Here is a 26,424-nt window from a genome sequence, read left to right as displayed (position 1 = left end):
CACCTTTTTAATCCAATGCCTTGTAGTCATCTGTAGTAATAGGGCGCACAAGGTTCGTCACTCCCGTTTTTTCTAAAGCAGCAACGATGAAATATGCGAAAATACCTGCAATCACTATTCCACTAATAATTCTAAATCCAAACATTAGCATTAAGTTCCAAAGTGTTAAGTCTCCAGCATAGCCGTAATAAAAGCCTAGAATTATGGATGCAACTGCCGAGGCAGCACCTGCTAGCGATACAACAAATACATTAAATCTTTTGTAGCGAAATGCAGCAAAAACTAGCTCTGCCCCAATCCCTTGCACAAAACCATAAATTAAAATAGTGACGCCCCACTCTCCACCAAAAATAAACTCACCTTGTGCTGCAGCTATTTCTGCCAAGAATGCAACACCTGGTTTACGAATAATTAGGAACGCTACTGTTGCAGCAATGAACCACATTCCATAGATCAATTGCTCTGCATGAAGACCAACTGTAGAAACTATCCCATACAAAGGCCCCCACAATTTATAAATCAGGCCAAATATAAGCGCAATGATAATAGTTACTAGAATGTCCGATAATTTCAAACCCTTTTTCATATCCATCATCCTTTTTTAGTTATTTTTGGTCTTGAACCGGCCATTTTTCTAACGTATAAGCCATTTCCCAGAAACTAAATTCATACTGACTACTAATGATAAAGTGGTCTTTCATTCGGTTTCGATCTGCATCTGTTACTTGTTCAGCAATTTCGTCTAATCGATCAATTTGCTCTTGCACAAGTGTTCTAAACCATTCCCCTCCATATGCACCAATCCATTCTTGATAAATTGGTTCTTCAGGTTTACACGCTTGTAACCGCTCGCCGATTTCATAATAGAGCCAATAACAAGGTAGGATAGCTGCAATAATATCACCCAGATGACCATTATAGCCTGCACGGTACAAATGAGACGTATAGGCATAGGCTGTTGGAGAAGGTTCAAATGCTTGTTGGTCTTCTTCCGTAATTTTTAATAGCTTTGAAAAGGTTCGATGTAAGCTTAGTTCCGCCTCATAGGTGCCCTGCGCATGTGCAGCCATATTGTTTGTAGTATGTAAGTCCTGCGCTTTAGCTGCACCAAGTGATTGTACTCTGGCGAAATGTGCCAAGTAATACGAATCTTGCATGACATAATAACGGAAGTTTTCCAATGGTAATGTACCATCACTAATTCCTGTCACAAACGGATGTTCAAAACTTGCCTGCCAAATGTGGTCTGCTTCCTTTCTAACAATCTCTGAAAATTTCATCTTATTCCCCCTATCATTGGTCTAACACCCATCCACAGGGTTCTAAAATAAAAAAACCACCTTCTTTACGTACGTAAAGAAGGTGGTTGTATTGGAAATAGCAAACTATTACTAATAATTCCCGCTACTCCACTTCCCTACGCTGGTATGAACCAGATCAGGTTCTAAGGGTCTTAAAGTCACACTTTAATCTCAGTCTTTTAAAGACACCCCTAGTGGATGGATATTCAATTAAAAATTTCGTTCTTATCATATCATGTTTCTAAAATATGTCAAACTTTTTTCAAATCATACACTCTATCGTATGAAATTATACACGTATGTAGAACGATTATATAATCCCTTTAAATCGATCCTGCAACTGTTTTTGGTAGACTTTAGACAAATTCCTTGCCCCATCGATAATGATATCTGCATAAGCCTTAGATGGATCTAGTTCTTCTTCCTGCTTCTCAACTACTTCATAGGTGGATATATTTATATATTCATCTTTTCCAACCGGTTTTACGCTTACTACAATTCTTTGATACATATCTGGATGCCCCTCTCTTAAATCGAGTCCTGTAAAATCTGGCACATCGAATATAACCCCTTCCACGCGCGCACCTTCTTGTGGTACAATATCTGCCACTCCCCCTTCCCGATGCTTTGACCATAGCGTAAAACCAAGACTATAACCTTCTAAAACTGCAGGTCCAACTAAGACCGCTTCTGGCACATGCCTTTGTAAATCTTTTAGACTCATACAACTTCCATAAGCAAAATATAGCGGCATCTTATATACTCCTCTCCAAAAAATAAATTACTTCCTTATTATATAGATACTTTTTCACATAATAATCTTAATGTTAACTAATCTAACATCTTAAATGTAATGCCTCTTGTTCGGTAATCGATCTTTTTAATAGTTGTTGCATATGACCAATCCCCTTTGTTCCTAGTAACGGAAACTGAATCCTTTCTACGTTCATGAAACTTGCATAAATGATTGGCTTATATTTTTTCCCTGTTAAAACAACGACATCTTGATACACATCAAGCCTTTTTGTTCTAATTTGTTGCCTTAACTTATCCAGTGATATGATCTGATCGCTTTTCATATTAAATGTAACATCATAATTACCATCTACAATGTCTTCTGGTAATAAAAAACCATGTTTCGCAGATAATATAACCCATTCATGAAAAAACATTGTGGCGTATTGTTCACACAAATAATGAAAAGTACCAACATAGGCGTCTTTCGCTTTAACCGCCCCTCGAGAATTATCTAAATCCCAAATTTTCTTTTTACCACATGGAATAATACATAGTTGCTTCATGTCTACGGTACTCCTCTACCCATTTTGTTCATCATACCATCATTCCATGTAGCAACCAAGTGCCCTACAGCCCCAAATATACCATCACACGGTAGATATGTTTACAACAGTTACCATTAAATGTAATATAAGTGAAAACGCTTCAAAAATGTTCACAAATACCTGTACCCCAATCTCCCCAGCATTGTAAGCGATAACACTTTATGAAGTAGTCATAAATATCAGAAAATTTTCACTAAACCTGTTGACCTTCGCTTGAAATGGTTGTATTATTGTCGACAATCAAATGATTTTAAAAACACCTATTTGCTCTTCCGACAATCGAGTACCTGAATGATCCATTTGATTAACTATTTTATTTACATGTATTGTTGTAACTTACAATTATAAAAACAGTTAAATTGGTTATATTAAAATACGATTAAATACAACAAATTTTAAATCTTTTAGAATTTTTAAAATTTAGGCTTTAGAAGTAAACTACTTTTATGTTATAGTTATCATTAACTTACAAATACGAAAAGTATAATGTAATAGAATAATAATAACGATTTATGAAATCGATGAAGAGAACAAAGGAATAAGAACTTGTATTCACAGAGAGCCGGGGTTGCTGGAAGCCCGGAAATACAACTTATTCTGACATCGTCTCTGAGTGTGGAGCTGAACTGGATTCCTTAGTAGGCTTTGCCGGGTGTAACGAAGCACCCGTTATCAAAAGGAGCTTGATCTTTTTGATCTTAGCTTCATGAGACAGCATTTGTAAAACTGCTGTGAATCAGGGTGGTACCGTGAAAAGATAAGGCCTTTTCTCCCTTGTAATACTGCAACCTTGCAGTTTATTAGGAAGAAAACGGCCTTTTTTCTATATTAATTTTTTTAGTCTTAATTTTCTAAATTATATAATTCTTTTTAGGAGGGATTAACAGTGGTGAGAGTAGATGCAAAGCCGGCGAATAAAATCGGCATAGAACCAAAAACAGGCGCAGATCTTTTTGTAGAGACGTTGATTAATGAAGGTGTAGATACGTTATTTGGGTATCCAGGGGGTGCAGTCTTACCAATTTTCGATGCTTTGTATAAAGCAAGAGATTCATTTAATCAAGTGTTAGCACGTCACGAACAAGGATCAATCCACGCTGCAGAAGGTTATGCTCGTGTTTCTGGTAAGCCCGGTGTAGTAATAGCTACTTCAGGCCCAGGTGCTACGAACTTAGTAACTGGCATTGCAGATGCCATGATTGATTCACTTCCATTAGTTGTTTTTACAGGGCAAGTTAATCAAAGTGTAATAGGAACGGACGCTTTTCAAGAAGCAGATATAATGGGGATTACTACCCCAATTACAAAACATAATTATCAAGTGCAAGATATTAGTGATTTGCCTCGCATTGTAAAAGAAGCATTTCACATCGCGACAACTGGTCGGCCTGGTCCTGTAGTTGTTGATATCCCGAAAAATATTGGTGCAGGTCCTTCTGTAGACGCTTATGAAACAGACTTTCACCTACCTGGCTATCAACCAACGATCAAACCGAATCCATTACAGATTAAAAAGTTAGCAGATGCCATTGCGAAAGCAAAAAAACCACTTATCTTAGCTGGTGCAGGCGTATTATTTGGTAAAGCTTCTGAAGAACTAAGATTCTTTGCAGAAAAACACAATCTACCAGTTACGAATACTTTGCTAGGTTTGGGATCATTCCCAGGTAATCACGAATTAGCTCTTGGTATGGCTGGTATGCATGGGACTTATGCGGCGAATATGGCTATTTACGATTGCGATTTATTAATCAATGTCGGCGCAAGGTTTGACGATCGACTCACTGGTAACTTGGAAAAGTTTGCTCCAAACGCTACAGTGGCACACATTGACATTGATCCAGCTGAAATTGGTAAAAACGTTAAAACACACATTCCAATTGTTGGTGACTCAAAACAGGCATTACTTTTATTGCATAAACACGCAACCAAGTCCCCAGACCACGCAGATTGGTTGAAGGAACTAGATCAAAACAAAAAAGAATATCCACTTTGGTTTAATAAACCAGAAAAAGAAATGGTTGGACAGTGGGTAATCAAGGAAGTGTACGAAGCAACGAAAGGTGAAGCAATCGTTACAACAGATGTAGGTCAACATCAAATGTGGGCAGCACAATATTATACATTTGATAAACCAAATCGTTGGGTTACATCCGGTGGACTCGGGACGATGGGATTCGGCTTCCCTTCCGCTATAGGCGCTCAATTAGCAGCTCCAGAAGATACCGTTGTAGCGATCGTTGGTGACGGCGGTTTCCAAATGACGCTACAAGAGCTTTCTATATTACAGGAGCGTAATCTACCGGTGAAGGTGATTATCGTTAACAACCAAGCACTTGGTATGGTAAGGCAATGGCAAGAATCATTCTACGGCGAGCGTTATTCAGAATCTATATTCAGTATTCAACCAGACTTTGTGAAGCTTGCTGAAGCCTATAATATTAAAGGGATGAAAGTAACAACACAAGAACAGTTTAAAGAAGCACTTCCAGAATTACTTGCTCATCAAGGTCCAGTTTTAGTGGATGCAAGAGTGCTTCAACAAGAGAATGTCTATCCAATGATTGCACCAGGTGCAGGAATTAATGAAATGATTGGAGTGAAACCATGAAACGAATTATTACAGCAACCGTGCAAAATAGAAGTGGCGTTTTAAATCGTGTCACAGGTTTATTACAAAAAAGGCAATTTAACATTGAGAGTATATCTGTTGGTAGAACAGAAGTAGAAGGTATTTCTAAAATGACCTTTGTTGTTGATGTAGAAGATGATCAAAAACTAGAACAAGTAACAAAGCAATTAAACAAACAAATCGATGTCTTGAAGGTATCAGATATTACAGATAAAGCAATTGTTGCTAGAGAATTAGCCCTTATTAAGGTTCTTACTAGCAGCGCACTAAGGAGCGAAATCCAGGGAATCATTGAGCCTTTTAGAGCTTCTGTAATCGATGTGAGTAAAGACAGTCTTTCCGTTCAAGTAACTGGAAAACCGGAAAAAGTAGAAGCATTAATCGAATTACTCCGGCCATATGGAATTAAAGAATTAGCAAGAACTGGATTAACCGCCTTTTTAAGAGGTCAACAACCGCAAGTAACAGAATTAACACCTTATTCCCTATTAAAATAAACAACGCGGCAGATTCCAGACAATGACCTTATGTACCATCAAATTTATATATATAACAAAGTGGAGAGGATGTAATTTATTATGACAAAGGTACTTTATCACAACGATATTAACGAAGAGGTTTTACAATCTAAAAAAATCGCAATCATTGGTTATGGTTCTCAAGGCCATGCGCATGCCCTTAACTTAAAAGAAAGTGGATTTGACGTTGTTGTTGGTCTTAGACCAGGAAAATCATGGGATAAAGCTGTAGAAGATGGCGTACAAGTAGAAACGGTTGCAAATGCAACTGCACAAGCAGATGTTGTAATGGTTTTACTACCAGATGAATATCAACCAAAAATCTATGAAGAAAGCATCAAACCAAATCTTCAAGCTGGTAATGCGCTTGTATTCGCTCATGGTTTCAACATTCACTTTAGTCAAATTTCACCACCTGAAGATGTGGATGTATTCTTAATTGCACCAAAAGGTCCTGGTCACCTAGTACGTAGAACGTTTGAAGAAGGTGCTGGTGTTCCTGCACTTTACGGTATTTATCAAGACTTCACAGGAACAGCAAAAGAAGTTGCATTGGCATATGCAAAAGGTATTGGCGCTGGCCGTGCTGGTATTCTAGAAACTTCATTCCAAGAAGAAACAGAAACAGATCTATTCGGTGAGCAAGCAGTGCTTTGTGGTGGTGTATCCGCTCTTGTGAAGGCCGGTTTTGAAACATTGACAGAAGCTGGTTACCAACCGGAAGTTGCTTACTTCGAGTGCTTACATGAACTTAAACTAATTGTTGACCTTATGTATGAAGGCGGATTAGAAGGAATGCGTTATTCTATTTCTGATACAGCTCAATGGGGTGACTTCGTTTCAGGTCCACGAGTTGTAAACGAAGACACAAAAGCTCGCATGAAAGATGTATTAACAGACATTCAAAACGGTGCTTTTGCAAAAGGTTGGATCTTAGAGAACCAAGCAAATCGTCCACAATTTAACGCAATTAACGCTAGTGAAGCTAACCATCCAATTGAAAAGGTAGGAAGAGAACTTCGTGAGTTAATGCCATTTGTAAAGCAAAAGGCAAACGCTAAGAAGGAAGTGGTCTCGAATGGTTCAAATTAAGATTTTTGACACAACGCTAAGAGACGGTGAACAGTCTCCCGGTGTGAACTTAAATCAACTAGAAAAACTAGAAATAGCAAAACAATTAGATCGCTTGGGTGTTGATATAATGGAAGCAGGATTTCCTGCTTCCTCCCAAGGTGATTTTGAAGCTGTGAAAAAAATAGCACAGACGATTAAAAATTCATCGGTAACTGCATTAGCTCGTGCAACTAAATCGGATATTGATATTGCTTGGGAAGCTTTAAAGGATGCAAAAGAACCAAGGTTGCATGTGTTTATCGCTACCTCCCCTATTCATATGGAACACAAATTAAAGAAAACACCTGAAGAAGTCATAGATATTGCTGTTGAAATGGTATCTTACGCGAAACAAAAGTTTACCCACGTAGAATGGTCTGCAGAAGATGCTTCTAGGTCTGATTTAAAATTTCTGGCTACCATTATCGAAAAAGTTATTGACGCTGGAGCTACGGTTATTAATTTACCCGATACAGTCGGTTATACAACACCAAAGGAATATGGAGAAATGTTTCGTTATATGAAAGAAAATGTACCGAACATCGACAAAGCCTCCCTCTCTTGTCATTGTCATGACGATTTAGGAATGGCTGTTGCCAACTCTTTAGCAGCCATCGAAAATGGCGCAACTCAAATTGAAGGCACGATTAATGGAATTGGCGAACGCGCAGGTAATGCGGCACTTGAAGAGATTGCTGTCGCTTTAAATATTCGCAATGATTTTTATCCTTATACTACTAATCTTGTTTTAAAAGAAATCAAGCGTTCCAGTGATCTTATAAGTAAGTTTACAGGTATGGCTGTTCCTGGAAATAAGGCTGTTGTAGGGCGTAATGCATTTGCACACGAGTCAGGGATTCATCAAGATGGTGTATTAAAAAATGCATCTACTTATGAAATTATCACACCAGAGCTTGTAGGCGTACATTCGAATAACCTTGTTTTAGGTAAACACTCTGGTCGTCATGCATTTAAAGATAAAATCAATCAATTAGGTTATACGTTAACTGAAGAAAAATTGATTGAAGCATTTAAGGCATTCAAAAAGCTAACCGACAGAAAAAAAGAAGTTACGGATGATGACTTGTTTTCAATATTAACAGATATTCAAACAGATGTTTCAAATGTAAAACGTTATGTTTTAGAAGCATTTCAAGTACAATACGGCTCATTAAACCTTCCTACAGCGACTGTAGCTTTAACCACACCAGATGGTGAAAGAGTGGAAACAGCATGTACCGGTCAAGGAAGTGTAGAAGCTTTATATAACACGATTGAGGCACTTGTGAAAGAAGAAATCCATCTAACAGACTTTCACCTTAACTCGATTGGAAAAGGCCGAGATGCACTTGCTGAAGTTCACGTTAGCATGACAGTTAATAACAAAGCTGTTAGCGGGCGCGGTTCTGCACAGGACGTACTAGAAGCTGCAACAAGAGCATTCTTAAACGCAATCAACCGTGTGTTTTTAAATACGGTAACGACAAAACAAGAAGCAAATATATAACGGAATTTAGGAGGTCCTCTCATGGAAAAAAAGATCGTACTACTTCCAGGTGATGGTATAGGCCCTGAAGTAATGGATGCAGCAAAAAGAGTCCTCGATGCCATAGCTGTTCAATGGAACCATTCTTTTAGCTTTGAGTCACATGACATCGGTGGGATTGCTGTTGACAACCACAACACCCCCCTTCCCGATCAAACCATTAATGCTTGTAAACAAGCAGATGCAGTTCTACTTGGCGCCGTAGGTGGACCAAAATGGGATCAACTCCCCTCTCACCTCAGGCCTGAAAAAGGACTATTAGGTATTAGAAAAGCATTAGATCTATTTGCGAACCTTCGCCCAGTGAAAGGCTTTGAAAAGTTATTGCATGCATCACCACTAAAAGAAGAAGTAATTAATGGGAGTGATCTCCTAATTGTCCGAGAACTGACAGGCGGACTATACTTTGGTACACCAAGTGAGCGAACAGACAACGGAAACGCAGTTGTCGATACACTAACTTATACAAAGAGAGAAATTGAAAGAATTGTAGATAAAGCATTCCAAAGTGCACAATTAAGACGTAAGCACCTAACTTCTGTCGATAAAGCAAACGTATTAGAATCTAGTAAGCTTTGGCGAGAGATTGTTGAAGAAAAGAAAGCATCCTATCCAGATGTAACAGTTGAGCACGTACTTGTTGACGCAGCAGCTATGAAGTTAATTACAAACCCTAGTCAATTTGATGTTATTGTTACAGAAAACATGTTTGGAGATATTTTGAGTGATGAAGCTTCCGTGTTAACTGGATCGTTAGGAATGTTACCTTCTGCAAGTCTTTCTGAATCTGGTGTTGGTCTATATGAACCGGCACACGGATCTGCTCCAGATATTGCCGGACTTGGCATCGCAAATCCGATAGCTATGATTCTATCAACAGCTCTTATGTTAAGGTATTCTCTGCAACTAGAAGAGGAAGCAAAGATGATTGAAGCTGCTGTAATATCCATTGTCGATCAAGGATATCACACTGCAGACCTTCAAGTTCAAAACGGAACAAAAGTAAACACTCTTGAATTAACAGATTTAATCGTAAACTATATAAACACGAATGAGGTTCATGCTATAAATAAAGCTTAAAAGAAAGGGTGAAATAGGATGGGTAAACCAAAAACGATTATTGAAAAGATTTGGGAAAAACATATTGTCCACCAAGAAGAAGGAAAGCCGGATTTACTCTATATCGACTTACACCTTGTTCATGAAGTAACATCTCCCCAAGCTTTTGAGGGTTTACGCATGAAAGGCAGAACAGTACGAAGACCTGATCGTACGTTTGCAACAATGGATCATAATGTTCCAACGATTCATCGCAATGTGATTAAGGACCAAGTATCTAAGACACAAATGGATACTTTAAAAAATAACTGTGAAGAATTTAATGTTCCACTTGCTGATATCCACCATCCTGACCAAGGGATTGTACATGTTATCGGACCTGAACTCGGTTTAACTCAACCAGGTAAAACAATCGTTTGTGGCGATAGTCATACATCAACTCATGGTGCATTTGGCGCTTTAGCATTTGGTATTGGTACAAGTGAGGTGGAACACGTATTAGCCACACAAACACTTTGGCAAGCAAAACCAAAAACATTAAACGTAAAAGTAAACGGTGAATTAGGTACAGGTGTAACTGCAAAAGATCTAATTCTAGCGATCATCGGTAAATACGGCGTTCGTTTTGGTACGGGCTATGTTATTGAATACACCGGGGAAGCTATCCGCTCCCTATCCATGGAAGGTCGTATGACGATTTGTAATATGTCCATCGAGGCAGGAGCTAGAGCTGGTTTAATTAGTCCAGACGATACTACTGTTGAATTTTTAAGAGGTAAAAGACACGCCCCTCAGGGAGAAGCATTTGTCACGGCGGCCACTGAATGGAAGTCTTTAGCAACAGATGAGGGAGCCACTTACGATGCAATAGTTGAAATAAATGCTGACGAAGTAGAACCACAAGTTACTTGGGGAACAAACCCAAGTATGTGTATTCCAATTAGCGCAAGCATACCAAGTCCTGAAGATGCTAAAACAGCTAATGGTAAAGACGAGATTAAAAGAGCATTAGAATACATGGGATTAGAGGCAAATCAACCGATCTCAACTGTATCCATTGAACATGTGTTTATTGGCTCTTGTACTAATTCAAGGCTATCCGATTTGCGCAGAGCGTCCGAAATCATTAAAGGCAGAAAAGTTAATCCTGCTGTGACTGCGATTGTCGTTCCAGGTTCACATAGTGTAAAAGCTGCTGCAGAAAAAGAAGGTATTGATGTTATTTTTAAACAAGCAGGATTTGAATGGCGCGAAGCAGGTTGTAGCATGTGTCTAGCAATGAATGATGACGTAGTTCCACCTGGAGAAAGGTGCGCATCCACATCTAACCGTAATTTTGAAGGGCGCCAAGGTACTGGAGCAAGAACACATTTAGTAAGTCCAGAAATGGCTGCAGCTGCCGCGATTGAAGGACACTTTGTTGACGTAAGAAAATTAGGTGTACCTACCACTTAAGCAGATACCATTACCCATTTAGTAAGTCTCTAAGAACACCCTAAACACTTTCGTAAACTATAGGTAAAGAAGTAGATGAGCTCATCTACTTCTTTCTAAATTTAGTATAAAACCATAATTAATAAGGAGGTTTTTAATATGGAACCCATACGTAAGCATTCTGGTCTTGTTTATCCTCTAAATCGTGATAATATAGATACGGACCAAATCATCCCAAAACAATTCCTTAAGCGAATTTCACGCCAAGGATTTGGTCAATTCCTATTTTTTAATTGGCGATTCGAAAGCGACGGTACACCTCGCGAAGATTTTTCTCTAAATGATCCAACTTATAAAGAGGCATCAATTCTCGTTTCTGGTGAAAATTTTGGTTGCGGTTCATCTCGCGAACATGCCCCTTGGGCATTACAAGATTACGGCTTTAAAGTCATAATAGCATCTAGCTTCGCGGATATCTTTTATAATAATTGTACAAAAAACGGTATTTTACCTGTCAAGCTAACCGACGAAGAAACGCAAATGCTCATTGACCGTTCGGAATCCGGCCCCTATACTATTACTGTGGACCTAGAGAATAAATGCGTTTACGGATCAGATGATTTTAAAGCTACATTCGACCTACCTGACTATCAACGCGAAATGTTACTTAATGGCTGGGATGAAATAGCTGTAACGCTAACGCATGATGAAAAAATTGAACAGTTCGAGTTACAAAGACAAACATAAGAGGAGTGTGAAATCATTGGGGATTGCTTAAATGGGGCAAAAATCAAGGACGCGATGAATTATTTAAAATCAACAATTCATCGAACACCCCTTACAACATCATCGTCGATCGATAATATGACAAATAAGCATGTTTATTTTAAAATGGAAAACCAACAAAAGACAGGTGCATTTAAGATTCGAGGCGCCAGCTATAAAATTGCCCAATTAACAATAGAAGAAGCTTCAAGAGGTGTGATTGCTGCGTCTGCTGGCAATCATGCACAAGGCGTTGCACTTGCTGCAGCAAAACGAGGTATTGACGCAAAGATTTTCATGCCCGAACATACACCAGAAGCTAAAATTGAGGCTACAATGAATTATGGTGCTACAATCGTATTGCAAGGTGACTCTTTTCAGGAAGCATATGAGGCTGCAGTTCTTGAACAAAAAAGAACGGGAAGTACCTTTATTCACCCTTTTGACGATTATGATATCATGGCAGGTCAAGGTACGATTGCATTTGAAATGCTAGAACAGGCAACACAATTGGATACGATCATCGTACCAATTGGAGGCGGTGGTTTAATAGCAGGTATTGCTGTTGCCGCTAAACACTTGAAACCTACCATTAAAATTATCGGCGTTCAAGCTACTGGTGCCAGCGCCACATATAACTGCTTCCACAAGCATGGATTAACCTCGCTTTCCAACGTTTCCACAATAGCGGATGGGATTGCAGTTAAGAAAGCCGGCGAGTTAACATTCCCTATCATAAAGAATTATGTGGATAACATTGTTACTGTAACGGATGAAGACATCGCAATGGCAATGGTGTACATGTTAGAGAGGAAAAAGTCTCTGATTGAAGGTGCAGGCGCATCTGCATTTGCAGCATTACTTGCCCATGGAGATAACATTCATTCTGATCATTGCGGCATTATCGTTAGTGGTGGGAATATGGATTTATCGAAAGTTCCATATATTCAGCAATTAGCAAGCGAAAATAAAATTACATGTTTAGCTTAAAAAAGTCAAGCGTATCATACGCTTGACTTTTTAATTCCCCTCCCCTTCCATTCTTAATGTTTATAGCTATGAATCGTCTCCTCTAAAGAAACCTCAGACTTTGTATGATTATGTAGTTCGCAATACCAAACCTCTGTCTTGATCTTATGGGTAATATCACACGTGACCGTTTTCTTTATAAAATTACGCCAAACATCATAGTCATGGGAATCAGCATGTACCATTTTCATTTCAGAACTTGTTTGTTTCCATTTATGATTATTTGATATCTCTTCCTTCATTACATCATTCTCAGTATTTTCTTTTACCGCTTCTAACGAATCAGTTTGAAACATTATGACAGCTAGAATGAAGGTAAAGGTTAACAACTTTTTCACCTATATCACCTCATGTGTAGTTACTATTACATTTATTTTGTACGAGGTACATTAAATTATGTATGTTTACCAATAGTTTTCAAGAATAATCCTTGCTATTTGTAATCTTATTAGAGATTAATCATATATTTATACTATTCAAACACCCTCACTTTTTTTATTAATTAACAAAATTTTCATAAAATTTAAAAAATTAACTTGAAATACACCGACTCGTACTATATCATTATAATCAAATGTAACGTTATCTAACGTATATATGTTATGTTTACTTACATTTTAATAGTTCTATTCTTTTACATAGAACAAAAAAGGGGGAATTATTTAATGGCGAAAAGAAAACATGCATTTTCCTTACTGTTGGCTAGTATTTTTCTTAGCTTCTCACTGCTTTTAGTTGCTTGTTCTGATGATGGCAGCTCCGATGAAACAGCTTCTAGTGATGATACGGAAGATACAGCATCAAGTGCTGAAGAAGGTGATTCAACACTTGATACTGTAAAAGAAAGAGGTAACTTAGTACTTGGTGGTAACAATCAACTACCTGGCTTCGGTTATGTAAACGAAGATGGTGATTACGAAGGTTTTGACATCGATTTCGGCAGAGCAATCGCTGCTGCAATATTCGATGACCCTTCAGCAATCGAAGTAAGGCCTCTGTCAGCGGATGAACGCTTTACAGCGCTACAAACTGGTGAAGTAGACGTCTTAATTCGTAATACAACTTGGACAACTACACGCGATACGGATCTAGGTACTCATTTTGCTCCAACCACATTCTATGATGGGCAAGGTCTTATGGTACGTAAAGATAGCGGTATTACTTCTGTAGAAGACTTAGAGGGGGCTACAATCGGTGTAGAAACAGGCACAACTACAGAGTTAAATTTAGCAGATCAATTCCGCAAGCTTGGCATTGAATATGAACAGCAAGTATTTGATGATAGTGATGCGCTAGTTGCAGCATATGAACAAGGAAGTGTTGATGCTTGGACAACTGATAAATCTGGATTAGTGTCACGTCAAGCTACGCTTTCCGATCCAGAAGCACATGTCATTCTTGATGAAACTCTTTCAAAAGAGCCTCTTGGGCCTACTGTAAGACAAGGTGATGACCAATGGTTTAACATCGTAAAATGGATAACCTTTGCAACAATGGAAGCTGAAGAACTAGGAATAACTTCCGAAAATGTTGATGATTTTCTAGATAGTGATAATCCTGTTGTTCGTCGTTTATTAGGAGATGAAGGTGAACTTGGCGCTATGCTAGGGTTACCAAACGATTTCGCTTACCGCGTCATTAAACATGTAGGTAATTATGGCGAGATTTATAATCGTCACCTTGGACCGGATACGGTATTTGGACTAGAACGAGGTGTTAACAGCCTTTGGACTGAAGGTGGTTTACTGTACTCTCCGCCATTCCGTTAAGTTTTTAATGTTAAATTAGGGACCTGCTCATCCTGCTTTTTCAGGGCAGGTCCTTTCATTTACAAAATACCATACGAATTATTTTTCGAGACAAATGATTAGATAATCATTGCCAATATCAACAAAATCAATACCATTTTCCTATTATGAGAGGTGATATAAGTTGGCAAAACATTCTGGCACTAAGGTTTCCACTCCCTTTTGGAGAGATAAAAGAATTATTCCTATTATCTTGCAATTACTATTTGTAATTTTAGTAATAGGTATTTCTTGGTACTTTATTAATAACGCGATAACCGCTTTGAAAGAGATAGGAATTAAACTTGGTTTTGGTTTTTTAAAGAACACCGCTTCCTTTAATATTGGGGAGTCACTTATAGAATACTCAGCGACTGATACATACTATCGAGCTGTATTAGTTGGGCTTTTAAATACTGTTCGCGTATCTTTATTAGGGATCATCTTTGCTACTATTATTGGTTTCATTGTCGGTATTGCTAGATTATCAAGCAACTGGCTTGTCCAAAGATTGGCAAGCTTGTATATTGAAATATTTCGAAATACCCCGTTACTTGTTCAAATATTCATTTGGTTTTTTGCTGTATTTTTAGCACTACCTCAAATTAAACAAGCCATAAGCATCGGAAACTTCCATTTAAGTAACAAAGGAATTACCATGCCATGGTTTGTTGCCAATTCCGTAACAACAGCTTGGCTACTAGCATTATTCATAGGTATCGTTCTATTTATAGTTCTTTGGAAAGTAATGTTGAAGATACAAGTGAATTCCGGTAAAAGAAAATATCCTTTACTATGGTCGATAGCTGGATTGGCACTTCCTATTGTTCTCACTTGGTTGTTTACACAGCAAGGTCCTGTAAATATAGAAAACCCCGTCATGGGTAATTTCAATTTTGAAGGAGGATATACACTAACAGCAAATTTTTTAGCAATCTTTTTAGCATTGACGATCTACACGGCAACCTACATTGCAGAAATAGTTCGTGGTGGTATTATGTCTGTATCTAAGGGACAAATTGAAGCTTCTAAAGCTCTAGGGGTAAAAGGTTCAACTACTATGCGATTAATCATTTTACCACAAGCGATCCGAATCATCATCCCTCCACTTACTAGTCAATACTTAAATCTAACAAAGAATTCAAGTCTCGCAATTGCCGCAGGTTTTCCTGATTTAGTAGCCATTTCAGAGACAATTAATAACCAAACCGGCCGGGCTTTTCAAGCAGTAGTAATCATGATTATTGTTTACTTAGTACTTAGTATCCTTACTTCCATCTTTATGAATATTTTCAATAAGAAAATGCAGATCGTCGAGAGGTGATGATGAATGAAAACAAACATGGAAACAGGAACAAACTTACCAACCAGCAGTCCTCCAAAATCTACTATCGGTATTCTCGGCTGGTTGAAACAAAATTTATTTAATAACTGGTATAACTCCATCTTAACCATCCTTTCCGTTTTAGTTTTATATTTTGCACTTAAAGGAACACTTACCTGGGTGTTTACAACGGCTCAATGGGATATTGTAGCTGACAACTTCCGATTATTCATGGTTGGTCAATTTCCTGTAGAAGAAATTTGGAGAATTTGGTTAGCACTTTCACTTGTGTCTTTATTATTTGGTCTTTCGGCAGGTATTTGGAGAGGTACGAACCTTCATTTATCAGTAGTGCTTATGGGCATCTACTTGATCCATATTCTCGCTTCCTTTACTTCTGTAAATACAAAAATGTGGCTTGGTATTAATATCGCTATCCTTGTTGTTAGTTTCTTCACCGGACCTAGAATTCCTAAACACAAAGTAGTAACGATCCTTGGTTGGTTTCTAGCATTCCCAATTACTATTTTTCTCGTTAATGGTTTTGGTGTCTTACCAGAAGTATCAACAAACCTATGGGGAGGTTTATTACTTACCCTCCTCATATCAATCATCGCAATTGTTTTTGCATTTCCTATCGGTATTTTGTTAGCACTTGGAAGAACAAGTAAATTACCAATAATTAGGTACTTCTGTATATTCTTTATTGAATTCGTTAGAGGTATTCCTCTTATAACAGTATTGTTTATGGCGATGTTATTACTTCCTCTTTTTCTACCTGAAGGAATTGAAATAAATAACGTTTTACGCGTTATGGTCGCTTGCACATTATTTACTTCAGCTTACATGGCAGAAAATGTTCGCGGGGGATTGCAATCAATCCCTAACGGTCAATATGAAGCTGCAAAAGCAATTGGATTAAACCCTATTCAATCTATGACTTTTATTATTATGCCACAAGCATTGCGTGCTGTTATTCCGGCTATTGTAGGTCAAAGTATTTCTATGTTTAAAGATACATCATTAGTAGCAATTGTAGGCTTAGCTGATATTCTTGGAATTGCACAGGCAGTTAAATCTAACCCAGACTATTTAGGGCGGATTATGGAAGCATATTTATTTGTCGCTTTAGCTTACTGGGTTATAGCGTATTCTATGTCTTATGCTAGTAGGAGACTAGAAAAGCAATTAGGCGTTGGTGAACGATAAGTTTAATGGTTGAGGAGGAAAAACGATGTCACAAGCTAAAGTAAAAGAAAATGATAATAAAGAGATTATTAATTGTAATAATGTGAATAAATGGTTTGGCCACCATCACGTATTGAAGGATGTTAGCCTAACTGTTAAAAAGGGCGAAGTTTTAGTAATACTTGGTCCTTCCGGTTCAGGTAAATCTACTTTTATTCGTACTATAAACGGTTTAGAGGAGATTCAAAGAGGCGAAATAACGATTGATGGTATAAGCCTATCACATGATGTAAAAGACATTGAAGCAATTCGAAAAGAAACAGGAATGGTTTTTCAACAGTTTAACCTATTCCCTCATATGACGATCTTAAAGAATATCACGTTAGCGCCCATTTGGGTGAGAAAAAAGCCAAAGGCAGATGCTGAAAAAACTGCACTAGAACTACTAGAAAGAGTCGGAATCCCTGAACAAGCACACAAGTATCCCGGGCAACTATCGGGCGGACAACAACAACGTGTTGCTATTGCAAGAGCGCTAGCGATGCAACCAGAATTAATGTTATTTGATGAACCAACTTCGGCATTAGATCCCGAAATGATTAAGGAAGTATTGGATGTAATGAAAGAGCTCGCAAATAGCGGGATGACGATGTTAGTTGTTACACACGAAATGGGATTTGCACGTGAGGTTGCAGACAGGATTGTTTTGTTTGATGAGGGAGAAATCATTGAACAAGGAACACCAGAAGAACTATTTGATAATCCTAAGCACGAGCGTACAAAATTGTTTTTATCTCAAATCCTCTAAAGGCTTTCATTTAGAAAATCACCGATGTTAAATCGGTGATTTTTACTTGTAAGTTTTTATTTTTTATATTACAATCGAACAAACGTTCTTTTTTCTAAAAGTTAAGATACGTTTAAATACTAACCAGACAAGTGGGGATTTGTTTTGGAAAAAAAACATGAATTAGAAACACAAATAGAAAACTTAAGAGAACGCCTTTATCAACTTTCTAAACAAAACGCAAAGGAAAAAGAGTTGTTAGAGGTTTCTCAACTTCTAGATGTTACTTTAAACGAATACGATCGAAGAAATAGTAAATAACCCTTCTCTACCAAATATAAGAAACGCATAGCAAATAAAATTACACTGCTATGCGTTCATTAGAAGTAACTGTCTAACGGTTATTTTTAATCTGGCCTTTATAGAGACTTTTTTCTTCCAAAATAAAGCCTTGGTCTCGACTTATTTTCTTTAAATTTTTGATTTCTCCACCTGAAACAATAGATATTACTGTTCCACCTTCAGAACCTAATCGTCCAGTTCTACCTGATCGATGAATATATTGCGCAGTATCAGGAGAGATATCCATATGGATCACATGGGTTAAATCTTGTATATCAAGTCCTCTTGCAGCAACATCCGTCGCAAGTAGCACATCCGACTGACCTGTCCTAAATTTCTTTATAGCTTGTTCCCGTTCTTGTTTTTTTGAACTACTGTGAAGCGTGCTAGCTATAATACCCTTGTATTCTAGCTTCTCTGCTATAACAGAGAGGTTATTAATATCAGAAAAAAATACTAAAGCCTTTCCATCAATTATTCTGATCAACTTTCTTAATACCTCGATTTTTTCTCTTGCTTCACAGACAAAATATAAATGGTCTACTGGCGGATGATTTATTTCCTTCTTTGAAATTCTTATTACTTTCGGTTGCTGCATAAACGTCATCGCTTCATTTTCAACAGATTCTGGTAATGTAGCTGAAAATAGTAGAATTTGCCTAACCTGTGGGGTACCTTTTATAATGCTGTCGATCGTAGACCTGTGTTCAGGGACTAACAACTGATCGGCTTCATCAAGTACTACTGTCTTTACTTCGTGTACTTTTAACTTCTTCATTTTTATTAACTCATGTACCCTTCCCGGTGTGCCGACAACGATCTTCGGTTTTTTCTTTAATTTTTCTACTTGGCGCTTAATATTCGCTCCACCGATCAGTGTGGTACTAGAAATACCACTATCTTTTATCCAGTCTTGTAATGTTGTATTGATTTGCATAACAAGTTCGTGTGATGATGCTAACACAATAATTTGAGTATGAACTTGGTCTAAATCTAACTTTTGCAATAAAGGAATTAAGTACGCTAACGTCTTCCCACTTCCTGTTGGCGATTCAACAATCAAATCTTCTCCTTCTGCAATTAACTCCGATGTTTTCATTTGAACTGGGGTTAGTTCTTTAAAACCAGAACTATTCCATGCCTTCTCTAAAAAAGTACGCATATTTTCAAACATATGATATTTCTCCTTTTTATAAAACGAACTAAATCACAACATCTATCATCGTACCATTAATGCACGAAGTAGCGTTAATTTTCTTCACTCTTTCCATCTAAATTATCATTATTTTATTTCTTCCCCAGACATACGCTCATAATTTATAATAGTTTTACCTTATACTGTAAAACTTATTACCCACGAGATGTTTTTCATCTGTGAGGGACCTTATTTGTCTTTTTTGACTGTATTTTTAACTGAGTGGCTATTACAATAAGTTATTTTTAACAAATTGCCAACGATCTTGATGGAATTTGGACAAATAAGGGCTCTGGTGACCGCTTAAATCATATATCCTTAGATTTTAGCCAAATAACGGATCTCATAGCCGCCAAAATCTCTATCGATTTCCTGACTGAGAAAGTTAATACGGATTTTATATCAATACAGATCTATACAGAAAAAAATCGCAGGAATAGAGCTACAAAAGAGACATGCTCTCTTTGTTCTAAATTCTAAGGTATTATAACAGGCCAACCATCTGTAATCCATAAACAATACCGTTATCTTCAACCGATTTAGTTACGTATTTAGCAGAAGCTTTTACTGTATCCTCTGCATTCCCCATCGCCACACTGTTTTCAATGGTAGATAACATTTCAATATCGTTAAGACCATCACCGAAGGCATATTGGTTTTGTTTAGCAAACCCAAACCTTTCTACTACCTTCTCAATGCCAATAGCTTTTGAACCACCTTTAGGGAGGATATCTACGGAAAATGGATGCCATCTAATGAAATCAAATGCATGATATGTAGCTTTATAAATATCTTCTTCACCTTCTGCACAGAAAATTAAAGTCTGATACAGATCTCGACCCTTATAATAGAGCGGGTCATGTGTGGGAAATTGTTTTATCTTTAGTGTAGCAAAGCTTTCTTGTATGTAAGTATGCTCAGGTACATTGGCTTTCATATCTTCATGATCCATAAATACGACTGGATGCTCATTCTGTAGAGCTTCTTTCGTAAGCTGTTCGAGCGATCCAATATCCATCGGGTTTCTGTAAACCACTTCACCATTTACAACAACGTATTGTCCGTTATAGCTTACAAATGTTTGTATATCTAGTTCCTCTCTTAGCTCTTCAAACATAAAAGGCGCTCTCCCAGTTGCAATTGCAACCTCATGCCCCTTGTCTTTCAGTTGAAAGATTGCCTTTTTCGAAATCTCAGGTAATTCCTTCTCGTGGTTAAGTAATGTGCCGTCAATATCAAAGAAAATTATACTTCGCTCGGTCATTCATCCGCCTACTTTCTTTTATTGTATTGAACTCATTTTCAACTCAAAAAGCAATTGTTATTCTTATTGTAAATGATGAAAAGCCTTACAAGTCAATAATATTCTTCTTACCAACCGATTTTGTTACACCTTACCTATCCAAAGATATTGACAGATCCTCCTTTCCTATGATATTAAAATAATAGTTAGCACTCAAAGAGTCGAAGTGCTAAACTATTTATATTTCTATCATACGCATACCATAAGAAGGGAGAAATTAATATGGCAAAAAGACAGTTTAAAGCAGAATCCAAACGACTATTAGAAATGATGATTAACTCTATTTATTCCCAGAAGGAAATCTTTTTACGAGAGTTAATTTCAAATGCGAGTGACGCGATTGATAAGATCTATTATAAAGCGTTAACCGATGAATCGTTAACGTTCCAGCAAGATCAGTACTACATAAAAGTTACTGCAGATAAAGAAAACCGAACATTAACGATTTCCGATACAGGAATCGGTATGACAAAAGAAGAACTCGAAAATAACCTTGGAATCATTGCGAAGAGTGGTTCACTTGCATTTAAGTCTGAAAATGAAATGAAAGATGGGCAAGAAATCATTGGTCAATTTGGTGTTGGTTTTTACTCTGCATTTATGGTGGCTGATGTGGTCACTGTTATTACAAAAGCGTTGGGCAGTGACGAAGCATTTAAATGGGAGTCTAAGGGAGCAGATGGCTATACGATTAAAACATGTGAAAAAGATCATGTTGGTACAGATATCATCATTAAAGTAAAAGAAAATACAGAAGAAGAAACATATGACGAATACCTTGAAGAACATCGCCTGTCTTCCATCATTAAAAAGTACTCAGATTTTATACGATACCCAGTAAAGATGGATATTACAGAACAAAAACATAAAGAGGGTACCGAGAACGAGTATGAAGAAGTAACAGAAGAGCAAGTTGTGAATAGCATGGTCCCAATCTGGAGAAAAAACAAGAGTGAATTAACGGATGAAGACTATGAGAATTTTTATAAAGAAAAACATTATGGCTTCGATAAACCATTAAAGCATATTCACATTAGTGTAGATGGTGCTGTTCGCTACCAATCCATCTTGTATATTCCGGAACAAATGCCATATGACTATTACTCTAAGGAATTCGAAAAAGGTTTAGAGCTATATTCTAATGGTGTTCTAATCATGGAAAAATGCGCGGATTTAGTCCCGGACTACTTTAGTTTTGTCAAAGGGATGGTGGATTCAGAAGACCTTTCACTGAACATATCTCGTGAAATGTTGCAACATGATCGCCAATTGAAACTCATCGCCAAAAATATTAAAAAGAAAATCAAAAGTCAGTTATTAAGCCTGTTAAAGGATGATCGTGAAAAATATGAGAAGTTCTATAACGCCTTTGGCAGACAATTAAAATACGGTGTTTATAGCGACTTTGGTAGTAACAAAGATCTATTGCAAGATTTATTAATGTTCTATTCTTCAACTGAGAAAAAGTTAGTTACAATAGATGAATATGTCTCAAGAATGCCAGAAGAGCAAAAGTACATTTATTACGCTTCAGGTGAGAGTAATGAACGAATCGAAAAGCTTCCACAAACAGAAAGGCTTACTGATAAAGGTTACGAAATTCTATACTTCACTGATGAAGTTGATGAGTTTGCGATTAAAATGTTAATGAATTACAATGATAAGGAATTTAAATCCGTAGCTAGTGGGGATTTAGGTATCGAAGAAGAAGCAGAACAAAATCAAGCTGAAACAGAACAAAAGAATAATGAAGCCATGTTTATGTACATGAAAGACGTTCTGAAAGGTCAAGTGAAAGACATAAAGGTTTCAACTAGATTAAAACGTCACCCAGTTTGCTTGTCTACCGATGGGGAAGTCTCCATAGAAATGGAAAAAATTCTAAAATCAATGCCTGATAACCAAAATATTCAAGCAGAGAAGATTTTAGAAATCAATACAAACCATGAGGTATTCCAATCATTAAAACAAGCTTTTGAAACGGATAAAAGCAAGCTCGATATCTATACAAACCTGCTATACAACCAAGCTTTACTCATTGAAGGATTACCTATTAAAGATCCTGTTGAATTCACCAACGATATGTGCAAAATTATGATCTAATAGTGAAAGCCCTCTATCTTCGCTCGATAGAGGGCTTACTTTTTCATGAAATATTATACTTATTCCCACAATTTTTAATTGTTCATTATTATATCGTAATATTTCTTGCGTTGGTTTGCATAAGCAAGCTTTATTCTACATCTCTACTTTATCTCATTGATGATTGCGGAAGCCAGCAAACTCATGGCATGCTTTTCACTTGATTACGCCCCTCTTGTTTTGCCATATACAACGCCTGATCTACACGTTTCATCAACGTTTCGGCAGTGTCTCCTTTTTGTGAAATCTCAACACCAAAGCTCGACGTCACTTGACCAACTTCTGAAAAATGATGATTGGCAATAGACATTCTTAATTGTTCAGCTAACACTCTTGCTTTCTTTTTATCATGGTCTGAAATAATTATAAATTCTTCTCCGCCCCAACGACCAAAATTATCCTTATGCCCCAAGTAATTCTTGACCAACGACGTTAGCTCAAGTAAAACTTTATCACCAACTACATGTCCAAGTTCATCATTAATCTTTTTAAAGCGATCTAAATCAAAAAATATAACTGAAATCGTTTTATTTTTTTCAAATGTTTCTTCTAGCCATTGATAAACTTTTCTTCTGTTTGCGATATTAGTCAAGGAATCCTGAAACGCAAGCTTTTCTAACATTTCTGTCTCTGTATAAGCAATAATTATGTGACGGGCAAAAAATAAGAATATTATATACACAATACAAGACAACAAGTATTGTATAAGTGTTTCTTTCGTATCCGGGAGTAACTCACTCCAGTAAAAGATAGCAATGGTTGTTGGAATTGTCCAAAGGAACAATGAATACATAATTCCTTTTTTCCCTTTTAAAGTAACAAAAACAAGAACAAAAATCAGTGGTGTCCAATATGTAGAACGGCCCGACGAAGTTTGATCATGTACAACCATATCAAAATAAATAACTTCATACGACTTTAACATAAAAAATATGCTAATTATTGCTATGTTAATGATTTCAATGGCTTTAAATCCTTTTCTAATAAGAAGTAAAACCCATGAAAGAGTAAAAACAACAATAAGGATGGGGATCATATAAAGATTAAATAGATCGTTTTTTTCTATCATCAAAATTCTAGAGATTAAGGCCAGTATTATGATTGGTAATACCCACAAAAATAGCGTTCTCTTTAATTTTTGAAATTTATTATATTCCCCTGACACATGAATCAACTCCTAATGACTAAGCGCTTCCATCTATTGTATATCGCCATTGTTTTATACCAGGCACATGTGAATACGAGTAATGCTAAATAATTCACAACACTCATAAACAGTTATTGATAGATTTACATCTGATATTAGGTCAATTATCCTACTAAATGTAAAAATTGACAAGTGTATCTATGTAAATACTTATTTATAATGCTTCTTAAGTCATATGTTTTAGAAATCCGAATCGCTCGTCTTTTGATGATGTGTTGGTCTCAAAAGCGATTACCAATGCCCCTTTTTCTTATACTTGGTACACTTAAATTTCCCAACTACATCAGAAGACTTTTTAGCAATTCTTAATGTAGAATGCGGAATTAAAAGAGGCCACAGTACCTGTGACCTCTTTTAATAATATATATAAAATTAGACAACGTAAGAAGTTCCGATAATAATTAATAGGATGAATAACACGACAATTAACGCAAAACTGTTGTGCATTTCATCAACACCTCCTTGAAAATTCAAGATCAATTTTCTGCGTGTGATGTTCTGCTTTCGCAGTTTTTCTTCTTTTTAAGTTGTTCAATATCTATACTATGGAAGATGTTTAATTTTGTATAGGCATATACCTACATCAAAAAAATCTAGGCGAAGTTTATTATTTTGCTATTTCTTCTGTTAAGTGTTTTGTGCAATTTAACAATGTACATGACCAGTTATCATTTTCCTCCACAATAAATGTCGAAACTGCTGTGTTCCCAAAACCTTGATCAAAGCTGTCATTTTTTAATAAGATTTTTATAATTTGATTTAAAGTGGCTCCATGACTAACAAAAAGGACGTTTTGATCAGGAAATCGAGAGCTATATTCTTTCACACATGCATAACTTCTTTCTTGCACTGAGGTATGGGGTTCAATTCCTAGATCCAAGCCACGCCAGTTCGGGCCCCACTTTTCATCTCTTGCTTCTTTTGTTAGTCCTTCTAGTTTACCAAAAGATATTTCACGTAATCTCGTGTCTTGATACAAAGGAATATCTAACTTTTCTGCAACTACTTTAGCCGTGTCAAACGCCCTTGATAGGTCACTAGAGACTACTAGATCCCATTCCTCTCGCACAAGCCTTGCTGCTAACCGTTGTGCTTGTGCTTTCCCCTCATCATTTAAAGGTATATCCGTTTGCCCCTGTGCTCTTCTTTGTAGATTCCAATCAGTAACTCCATGACGTACGAAACCAATTATAGTCATCATGCTCCTCCTCATCCTAATCACAATTTATTTGTATCATAACAAAAAATTTACTTCTATGACATAAAAACTCTTCAAATAAAAAGTGGATGAACAGCAATTAAGATGTTCATCCGCTTCCACTTACGCATGCAGAAATTTAACACATACAGGCTCTGGAACTTTAATATTTGCTTGCCTTAACGTTAACTTACCTGACGACTCGTTTCTATCAAATAATACAATTGTGTTTGATTTCTGATTGGATGCAACAAGAAATTTTTCTGTAGGATCTAATACAAAATCACGAGGCCAGTTTCCCTCTGTTGATGTCCACTCCACAAAACTAAGTTTCCCTGTTTGTTTTTCAACTTCAAACACTGCAATACTATTATGACCTCTGTTTCCAGCATAGATGAATTTTCCATCTGCAGTAATGTGAACAGCACTTCCATCGTTTGTTTCGTTAAAGTCCTCCGGAATAGTTGGTATGGACTGAAGTTCGGTAAGACTACCTTCTTCTGCATTATATTGAAGTACCAGTACTTCTGAACTTAGCTCAGTCATAACATAAGCGAAATGACCATTGGGATGGAATGTAATATGCCTTGGACCACTTCCCGGTTTCGTTTTCAATGTATGTACTTTAGATAACTCACCTTGTTCAACTGCATAAGTATGAACACGATCACTGCCTAAGTCGATGGCAATCACATATTTTTGATCCGGTGTAAACCCAGCAAAATGCATGTGTGGTTTTTCTTGACGATCATGAGGACCATTTCCTTCATGCTCTACAGACGCCGCTTCAGTCTTTAAAGAACCATCTTTATTTGTTAGATAAGATTCCACTTTTGTTGTATGATAATTAGCCGTTACAACATTCGTTTTTGTTTCATTAACACTAACATGGCAAGGCGGAGATCCTGGCGAAGCTAAGCTATTCAAAACTGTTAACTCACCTGTCTCTTCTTGTATGGAAAAAGCGGTCACACCACCATTATCAGACTCTTTTGCAACTGCATATAAGTTTTTATTATCACTACTGATAGTCACATATGTAGGATTGCTTAATTCTGCAGCAAGTTCTACATCAGTAATCTCACCTTTCTTCGTATCCAGTATAAAACGATATACCCCTTTACTTTCCTCTTTCGTATAGGTACCTATGTATCCATTATATTTCCCCATAACAAGCTCCCTTCAATGTCCAATTTTGTCTCATTATAACA

General features: G+C 37.0%; 25 protein-coding genes and 1 riboswitch. Of the genes, 14 read left to right on the top strand and 11 right to left on the bottom strand.

Annotation, left to right across the window (positions count from 1 at the left end; all coding sequences use genetic code 11):
- Window positions 1-7 precede the first annotated feature (7 nt).
- The 4 genes from NYQ66_RS00565 to NYQ66_RS00550 form a co-directional block, all read right to left on the bottom strand.
- On the bottom strand, window positions 8-586 hold the full coding sequence (locus NYQ66_RS00565) for an ECF transporter S component (protein WP_259865720.1): 579 nt from the start codon (window positions 584-586) through the stop codon (window positions 8-10).
- Between the two features lie 19 nt (window positions 587-605).
- Complete coding sequence (gene tenA / locus NYQ66_RS00560; RefSeq protein WP_259865718.1) at window positions 606-1,280, bottom strand: thiaminase II; 675 nt, start codon at window positions 1,278-1,280, stop codon at window positions 606-608.
- A gap of 117 nt (window positions 1,281-1,397) precedes the next feature.
- A riboswitch (TPP riboswitch) is annotated at window positions 1,398-1,504 on the bottom strand.
- 107 nt (window positions 1,505-1,611) lie between these two features.
- Window positions 1,612-2,055 carry a gamma-glutamylcyclotransferase family protein gene (locus tag NYQ66_RS00555; protein WP_259865716.1) on the bottom strand — a complete coding sequence of 148 codons (444 nt, stop codon included), beginning with the start codon at window positions 2,053-2,055 and terminating at the stop codon, window positions 1,612-1,614.
- Window positions 2,056-2,137: 82 nt separating this feature from the next.
- Window positions 2,138-2,602: a DUF6884 domain-containing protein gene (locus NYQ66_RS00550; RefSeq protein ID WP_259865714.1), complete on the bottom strand. Its 465-nt coding sequence runs from the start codon at window positions 2,600-2,602 to the stop codon at window positions 2,138-2,140.
- Between the two features lie 931 nt (window positions 2,603-3,533).
- Between NYQ66_RS00550 and ilvB the strand changes: the two genes are divergently transcribed.
- The 8 genes from ilvB to ilvA all read left to right on the top strand — a co-directional run bounded on the left by ilvB (window position 3,534) and on the right by ilvA (window position 12,701).
- Window positions 3,534-5,255 (top strand): biosynthetic-type acetolactate synthase large subunit, encoded by a 1,722-nt coding sequence (gene ilvB / locus NYQ66_RS00545; protein WP_259865741.1) that lies wholly within the window; start codon window positions 3,534-3,536, stop codon window positions 5,253-5,255.
- Window positions 5,252-5,773, top strand: coding sequence for an acetolactate synthase small subunit (ilvN, locus tag NYQ66_RS00540; protein ID WP_259865712.1), 522 nt, complete (start codon window positions 5,252-5,254; stop codon window positions 5,771-5,773). The genes ilvB and ilvN overlap by 4 nt, the downstream gene beginning before the upstream one ends.
- A gap of 81 nt (window positions 5,774-5,854) precedes the next feature.
- Window positions 5,855-6,886, top strand: coding sequence for a ketol-acid reductoisomerase (gene ilvC / locus NYQ66_RS00535; RefSeq protein WP_259865710.1), 1,032 nt, complete (start codon window positions 5,855-5,857; stop codon window positions 6,884-6,886).
- A complete protein-coding gene (locus tag NYQ66_RS00530) occupies window positions 6,873-8,414 on the top strand; it encodes a 2-isopropylmalate synthase (RefSeq protein WP_259865708.1) in 1,542 nt (513 codons plus the stop codon). Before ilvC ends, NYQ66_RS00530 begins: the two co-directional genes overlap by 14 nt.
- A 21-nt stretch (window positions 8,415-8,435) precedes the next feature.
- Entirely contained in the window at window positions 8,436-9,533 is a 1,098-nt protein-coding gene (gene leuB, locus NYQ66_RS00525; RefSeq protein ID WP_259865706.1) for a 3-isopropylmalate dehydrogenase, read from the top strand.
- A gap of 18 nt (window positions 9,534-9,551) precedes the next feature.
- Window positions 9,552-10,967, top strand: coding sequence for a 3-isopropylmalate dehydratase large subunit (leuC, locus tag NYQ66_RS00520; RefSeq protein WP_259865705.1), 1,416 nt, complete (start codon window positions 9,552-9,554; stop codon window positions 10,965-10,967).
- A gap of 138 nt (window positions 10,968-11,105) precedes the next feature.
- A complete protein-coding gene (gene leuD / locus NYQ66_RS00515) occupies window positions 11,106-11,693 on the top strand; it encodes a 3-isopropylmalate dehydratase small subunit (protein WP_259865702.1) in 588 nt (195 codons plus the stop codon).
- Between the two features lie 54 nt (window positions 11,694-11,747).
- Window positions 11,748-12,701 (top strand): threonine ammonia-lyase, encoded by a 954-nt coding sequence (gene ilvA, locus NYQ66_RS00510; RefSeq protein WP_259865700.1) that lies wholly within the window; start codon window positions 11,748-11,750, stop codon window positions 12,699-12,701.
- A 53-nt stretch (window positions 12,702-12,754) separates the two neighbouring features.
- On the opposite strand, the gene NYQ66_RS00505 is transcribed toward ilvA, so the two are convergent.
- The gene (locus NYQ66_RS00505) at window positions 12,755-13,078 is read right to left on the bottom strand and encodes a hypothetical protein (RefSeq protein WP_259865699.1); all 324 of its coding nucleotides are present in this window, start codon (window positions 13,076-13,078) and stop codon (window positions 12,755-12,757) included.
- Between the two features lie 327 nt (window positions 13,079-13,405).
- Here NYQ66_RS00505 and NYQ66_RS00500 point away from each other — a divergent pair, with 327 nt between their 5' ends.
- The 5 genes from NYQ66_RS00500 (at window position 13,406) to NYQ66_RS00480 (ending at window position 18,147) form a co-directional block, all read left to right on the top strand.
- Window positions 13,406-14,509, top strand: a complete 1,104-nt coding sequence (locus NYQ66_RS00500) for an amino acid ABC transporter substrate-binding protein (protein WP_259865697.1) — start codon at window positions 13,406-13,408, stop codon at window positions 14,507-14,509.
- Window positions 14,510-14,672: 163 nt separating this feature from the next.
- Complete coding sequence (locus tag NYQ66_RS00495) at window positions 14,673-15,851, top strand: amino acid ABC transporter permease (RefSeq protein WP_259865695.1); 1,179 nt, start codon at window positions 14,673-14,675, stop codon at window positions 15,849-15,851.
- A gap of 6 nt (window positions 15,852-15,857) precedes the next feature.
- Entirely contained in the window at window positions 15,858-17,060 is a 1,203-nt protein-coding gene (locus tag NYQ66_RS00490; RefSeq protein ID WP_259865693.1) for an amino acid ABC transporter permease, read from the top strand.
- A 25-nt stretch (window positions 17,061-17,085) separates the two neighbouring features.
- Window positions 17,086-17,847: an amino acid ABC transporter ATP-binding protein gene (locus tag NYQ66_RS00485; RefSeq protein WP_259865691.1), complete on the top strand. Its 762-nt coding sequence runs from the start codon at window positions 17,086-17,088 to the stop codon at window positions 17,845-17,847.
- Window positions 17,848-17,991: 144 nt separating this feature from the next.
- Window positions 17,992-18,147, top strand: coding sequence for an aspartyl-phosphate phosphatase Spo0E family protein (locus NYQ66_RS00480; RefSeq protein WP_259865689.1), 156 nt, complete (start codon window positions 17,992-17,994; stop codon window positions 18,145-18,147).
- Between the two features lie 73 nt (window positions 18,148-18,220).
- On the opposite strand, the gene NYQ66_RS00475 is transcribed toward NYQ66_RS00480, so the two are convergent.
- Together NYQ66_RS00475 and NYQ66_RS00470 are read right to left on the bottom strand one after the other, a co-directional pair.
- Window positions 18,221-19,342: a DEAD/DEAH box helicase gene (locus tag NYQ66_RS00475; RefSeq protein WP_259865687.1), complete on the bottom strand. Its 1,122-nt coding sequence runs from the start codon at window positions 19,340-19,342 to the stop codon at window positions 18,221-18,223.
- A 505-nt stretch (window positions 19,343-19,847) separates the two neighbouring features.
- Entirely contained in the window at window positions 19,848-20,627 is a 780-nt protein-coding gene (locus NYQ66_RS00470) for a Cof-type HAD-IIB family hydrolase (protein WP_259865685.1), read from the bottom strand.
- Between the two features lie 261 nt (window positions 20,628-20,888).
- On the opposite strand from NYQ66_RS00470, the gene htpG reads away from it, so the two are divergent.
- The gene (gene htpG, locus NYQ66_RS00465) at window positions 20,889-22,769 is read left to right on the top strand and encodes a molecular chaperone HtpG (protein ID WP_259865683.1); all 1,881 of its coding nucleotides are present in this window, start codon (window positions 20,889-20,891) and stop codon (window positions 22,767-22,769) included.
- A gap of 181 nt (window positions 22,770-22,950) precedes the next feature.
- Here htpG and NYQ66_RS00460 read toward each other — a convergent pair whose 3' ends face one another.
- From NYQ66_RS00460 to NYQ66_RS00445, 4 genes are all read right to left on the bottom strand, one after another.
- On the bottom strand, window positions 22,951-23,973 hold the full coding sequence (locus NYQ66_RS00460) for a GGDEF domain-containing protein (protein ID WP_259865681.1): 1,023 nt from the start codon (window positions 23,971-23,973) through the stop codon (window positions 22,951-22,953).
- A 414-nt stretch (window positions 23,974-24,387) separates the two neighbouring features.
- On the bottom strand, window positions 24,388-24,462 hold the full coding sequence (locus NYQ66_RS00455; RefSeq protein WP_259865739.1) for a YjcZ family sporulation protein: 75 nt from the start codon (window positions 24,460-24,462) through the stop codon (window positions 24,388-24,390).
- Window positions 24,463-24,622: 160 nt separating this feature from the next.
- Window positions 24,623-25,213, bottom strand: a complete 591-nt coding sequence (locus NYQ66_RS00450) for a histidine phosphatase family protein (protein WP_259865679.1) — start codon at window positions 25,211-25,213, stop codon at window positions 24,623-24,625.
- A gap of 123 nt (window positions 25,214-25,336) precedes the next feature.
- On the bottom strand, window positions 25,337-26,383 hold the full coding sequence (locus NYQ66_RS00445) for a lactonase family protein (RefSeq protein ID WP_259865677.1): 1,047 nt from the start codon (window positions 26,381-26,383) through the stop codon (window positions 25,337-25,339).
- Window positions 26,384-26,424: the final 41 nt, after the last annotated feature.

This window comes from Aquibacillus koreensis (assembly GCF_025154055.1).
GTDB lineage: Bacteria > Bacillota > Bacilli > Bacillales > Amphibacillaceae > Aquibacillus_C > Aquibacillus_C koreensis.
This window is presented reverse-complemented; position numbering and strand designations above follow the sequence as displayed.

Bases quoted from the DNA above. Each gene is read 5' to 3' on its own strand.
- tenA (WP_259865718.1), bottom strand. From the start codon at position 1,280: ATGAAATTTTCAGAGATTGTTAGAAAGGAAGCAGACCACATTTGGCAG.
- NYQ66_RS00555 (WP_259865716.1), bottom strand. From the start codon at position 2,055: ATGCCGCTATATTTTGCTTATGGAAGTTGTATGAGTCTAAAAGATTTA.
- NYQ66_RS00550 (WP_259865714.1), bottom strand. From the start codon at position 2,602: ATGAAGCAACTATGTATTATTCCATGTGGTAAAAAGAAAATTTGGGAT.
- leuD (WP_259865702.1), top strand. From the start codon at position 11,106: ATGGAACCCATACGTAAGCATTCTGGTCTTGTTTATCCTCTAAATCGT.
- NYQ66_RS00470 (WP_259865685.1), bottom strand. From the start codon at position 20,627: ATGACCGAGCGAAGTATAATTTTCTTTGATATTGACGGCACATTACTT.
- ilvN (WP_259865712.1), top strand. From the start codon at position 5,252: ATGAAACGAATTATTACAGCAACCGTGCAAAATAGAAGTGGCGTTTTA.
- NYQ66_RS00485 (WP_259865691.1), top strand. From the start codon at position 17,086: ATGTCACAAGCTAAAGTAAAAGAAAATGATAATAAAGAGATTATTAAT.
- ilvA (WP_259865700.1), top strand. From the start codon at position 11,748: ATGAATTATTTAAAATCAACAATTCATCGAACACCCCTTACAACATCA.
- leuC (WP_259865705.1), top strand. From the start codon at position 9,552: ATGGGTAAACCAAAAACGATTATTGAAAAGATTTGGGAAAAACATATT.
- ilvC (WP_259865710.1), top strand. From the start codon at position 5,855: ATGACAAAGGTACTTTATCACAACGATATTAACGAAGAGGTTTTACAA.
- NYQ66_RS00445 (WP_259865677.1), bottom strand. From the start codon at position 26,383: ATGGGGAAATATAATGGATACATAGGTACCTATACGAAAGAGGAAAGT.
- htpG (WP_259865683.1), top strand. From the start codon at position 20,889: ATGGCAAAAAGACAGTTTAAAGCAGAATCCAAACGACTATTAGAAATG.
- NYQ66_RS00500 (WP_259865697.1), top strand. From the start codon at position 13,406: ATGGCGAAAAGAAAACATGCATTTTCCTTACTGTTGGCTAGTATTTTT.
- NYQ66_RS00490 (WP_259865693.1), top strand. From the start codon at position 15,858: ATGAAAACAAACATGGAAACAGGAACAAACTTACCAACCAGCAGTCCT.
- leuB (WP_259865706.1), top strand. From the start codon at position 8,436: ATGGAAAAAAAGATCGTACTACTTCCAGGTGATGGTATAGGCCCTGAA.
- NYQ66_RS00450 (WP_259865679.1), bottom strand. From the start codon at position 25,213: ATGACTATAATTGGTTTCGTACGTCATGGAGTTACTGATTGGAATCTA.
- NYQ66_RS00530 (WP_259865708.1), top strand. From the start codon at position 6,873: ATGGTTCAAATTAAGATTTTTGACACAACGCTAAGAGACGGTGAACAG.
- NYQ66_RS00565 (WP_259865720.1), bottom strand. From the start codon at position 586: ATGAAAAAGGGTTTGAAATTATCGGACATTCTAGTAACTATTATCATT.
- NYQ66_RS00475 (WP_259865687.1), bottom strand. From the start codon at position 19,342: ATGTTTGAAAATATGCGTACTTTTTTAGAGAAGGCATGGAATAGTTCT.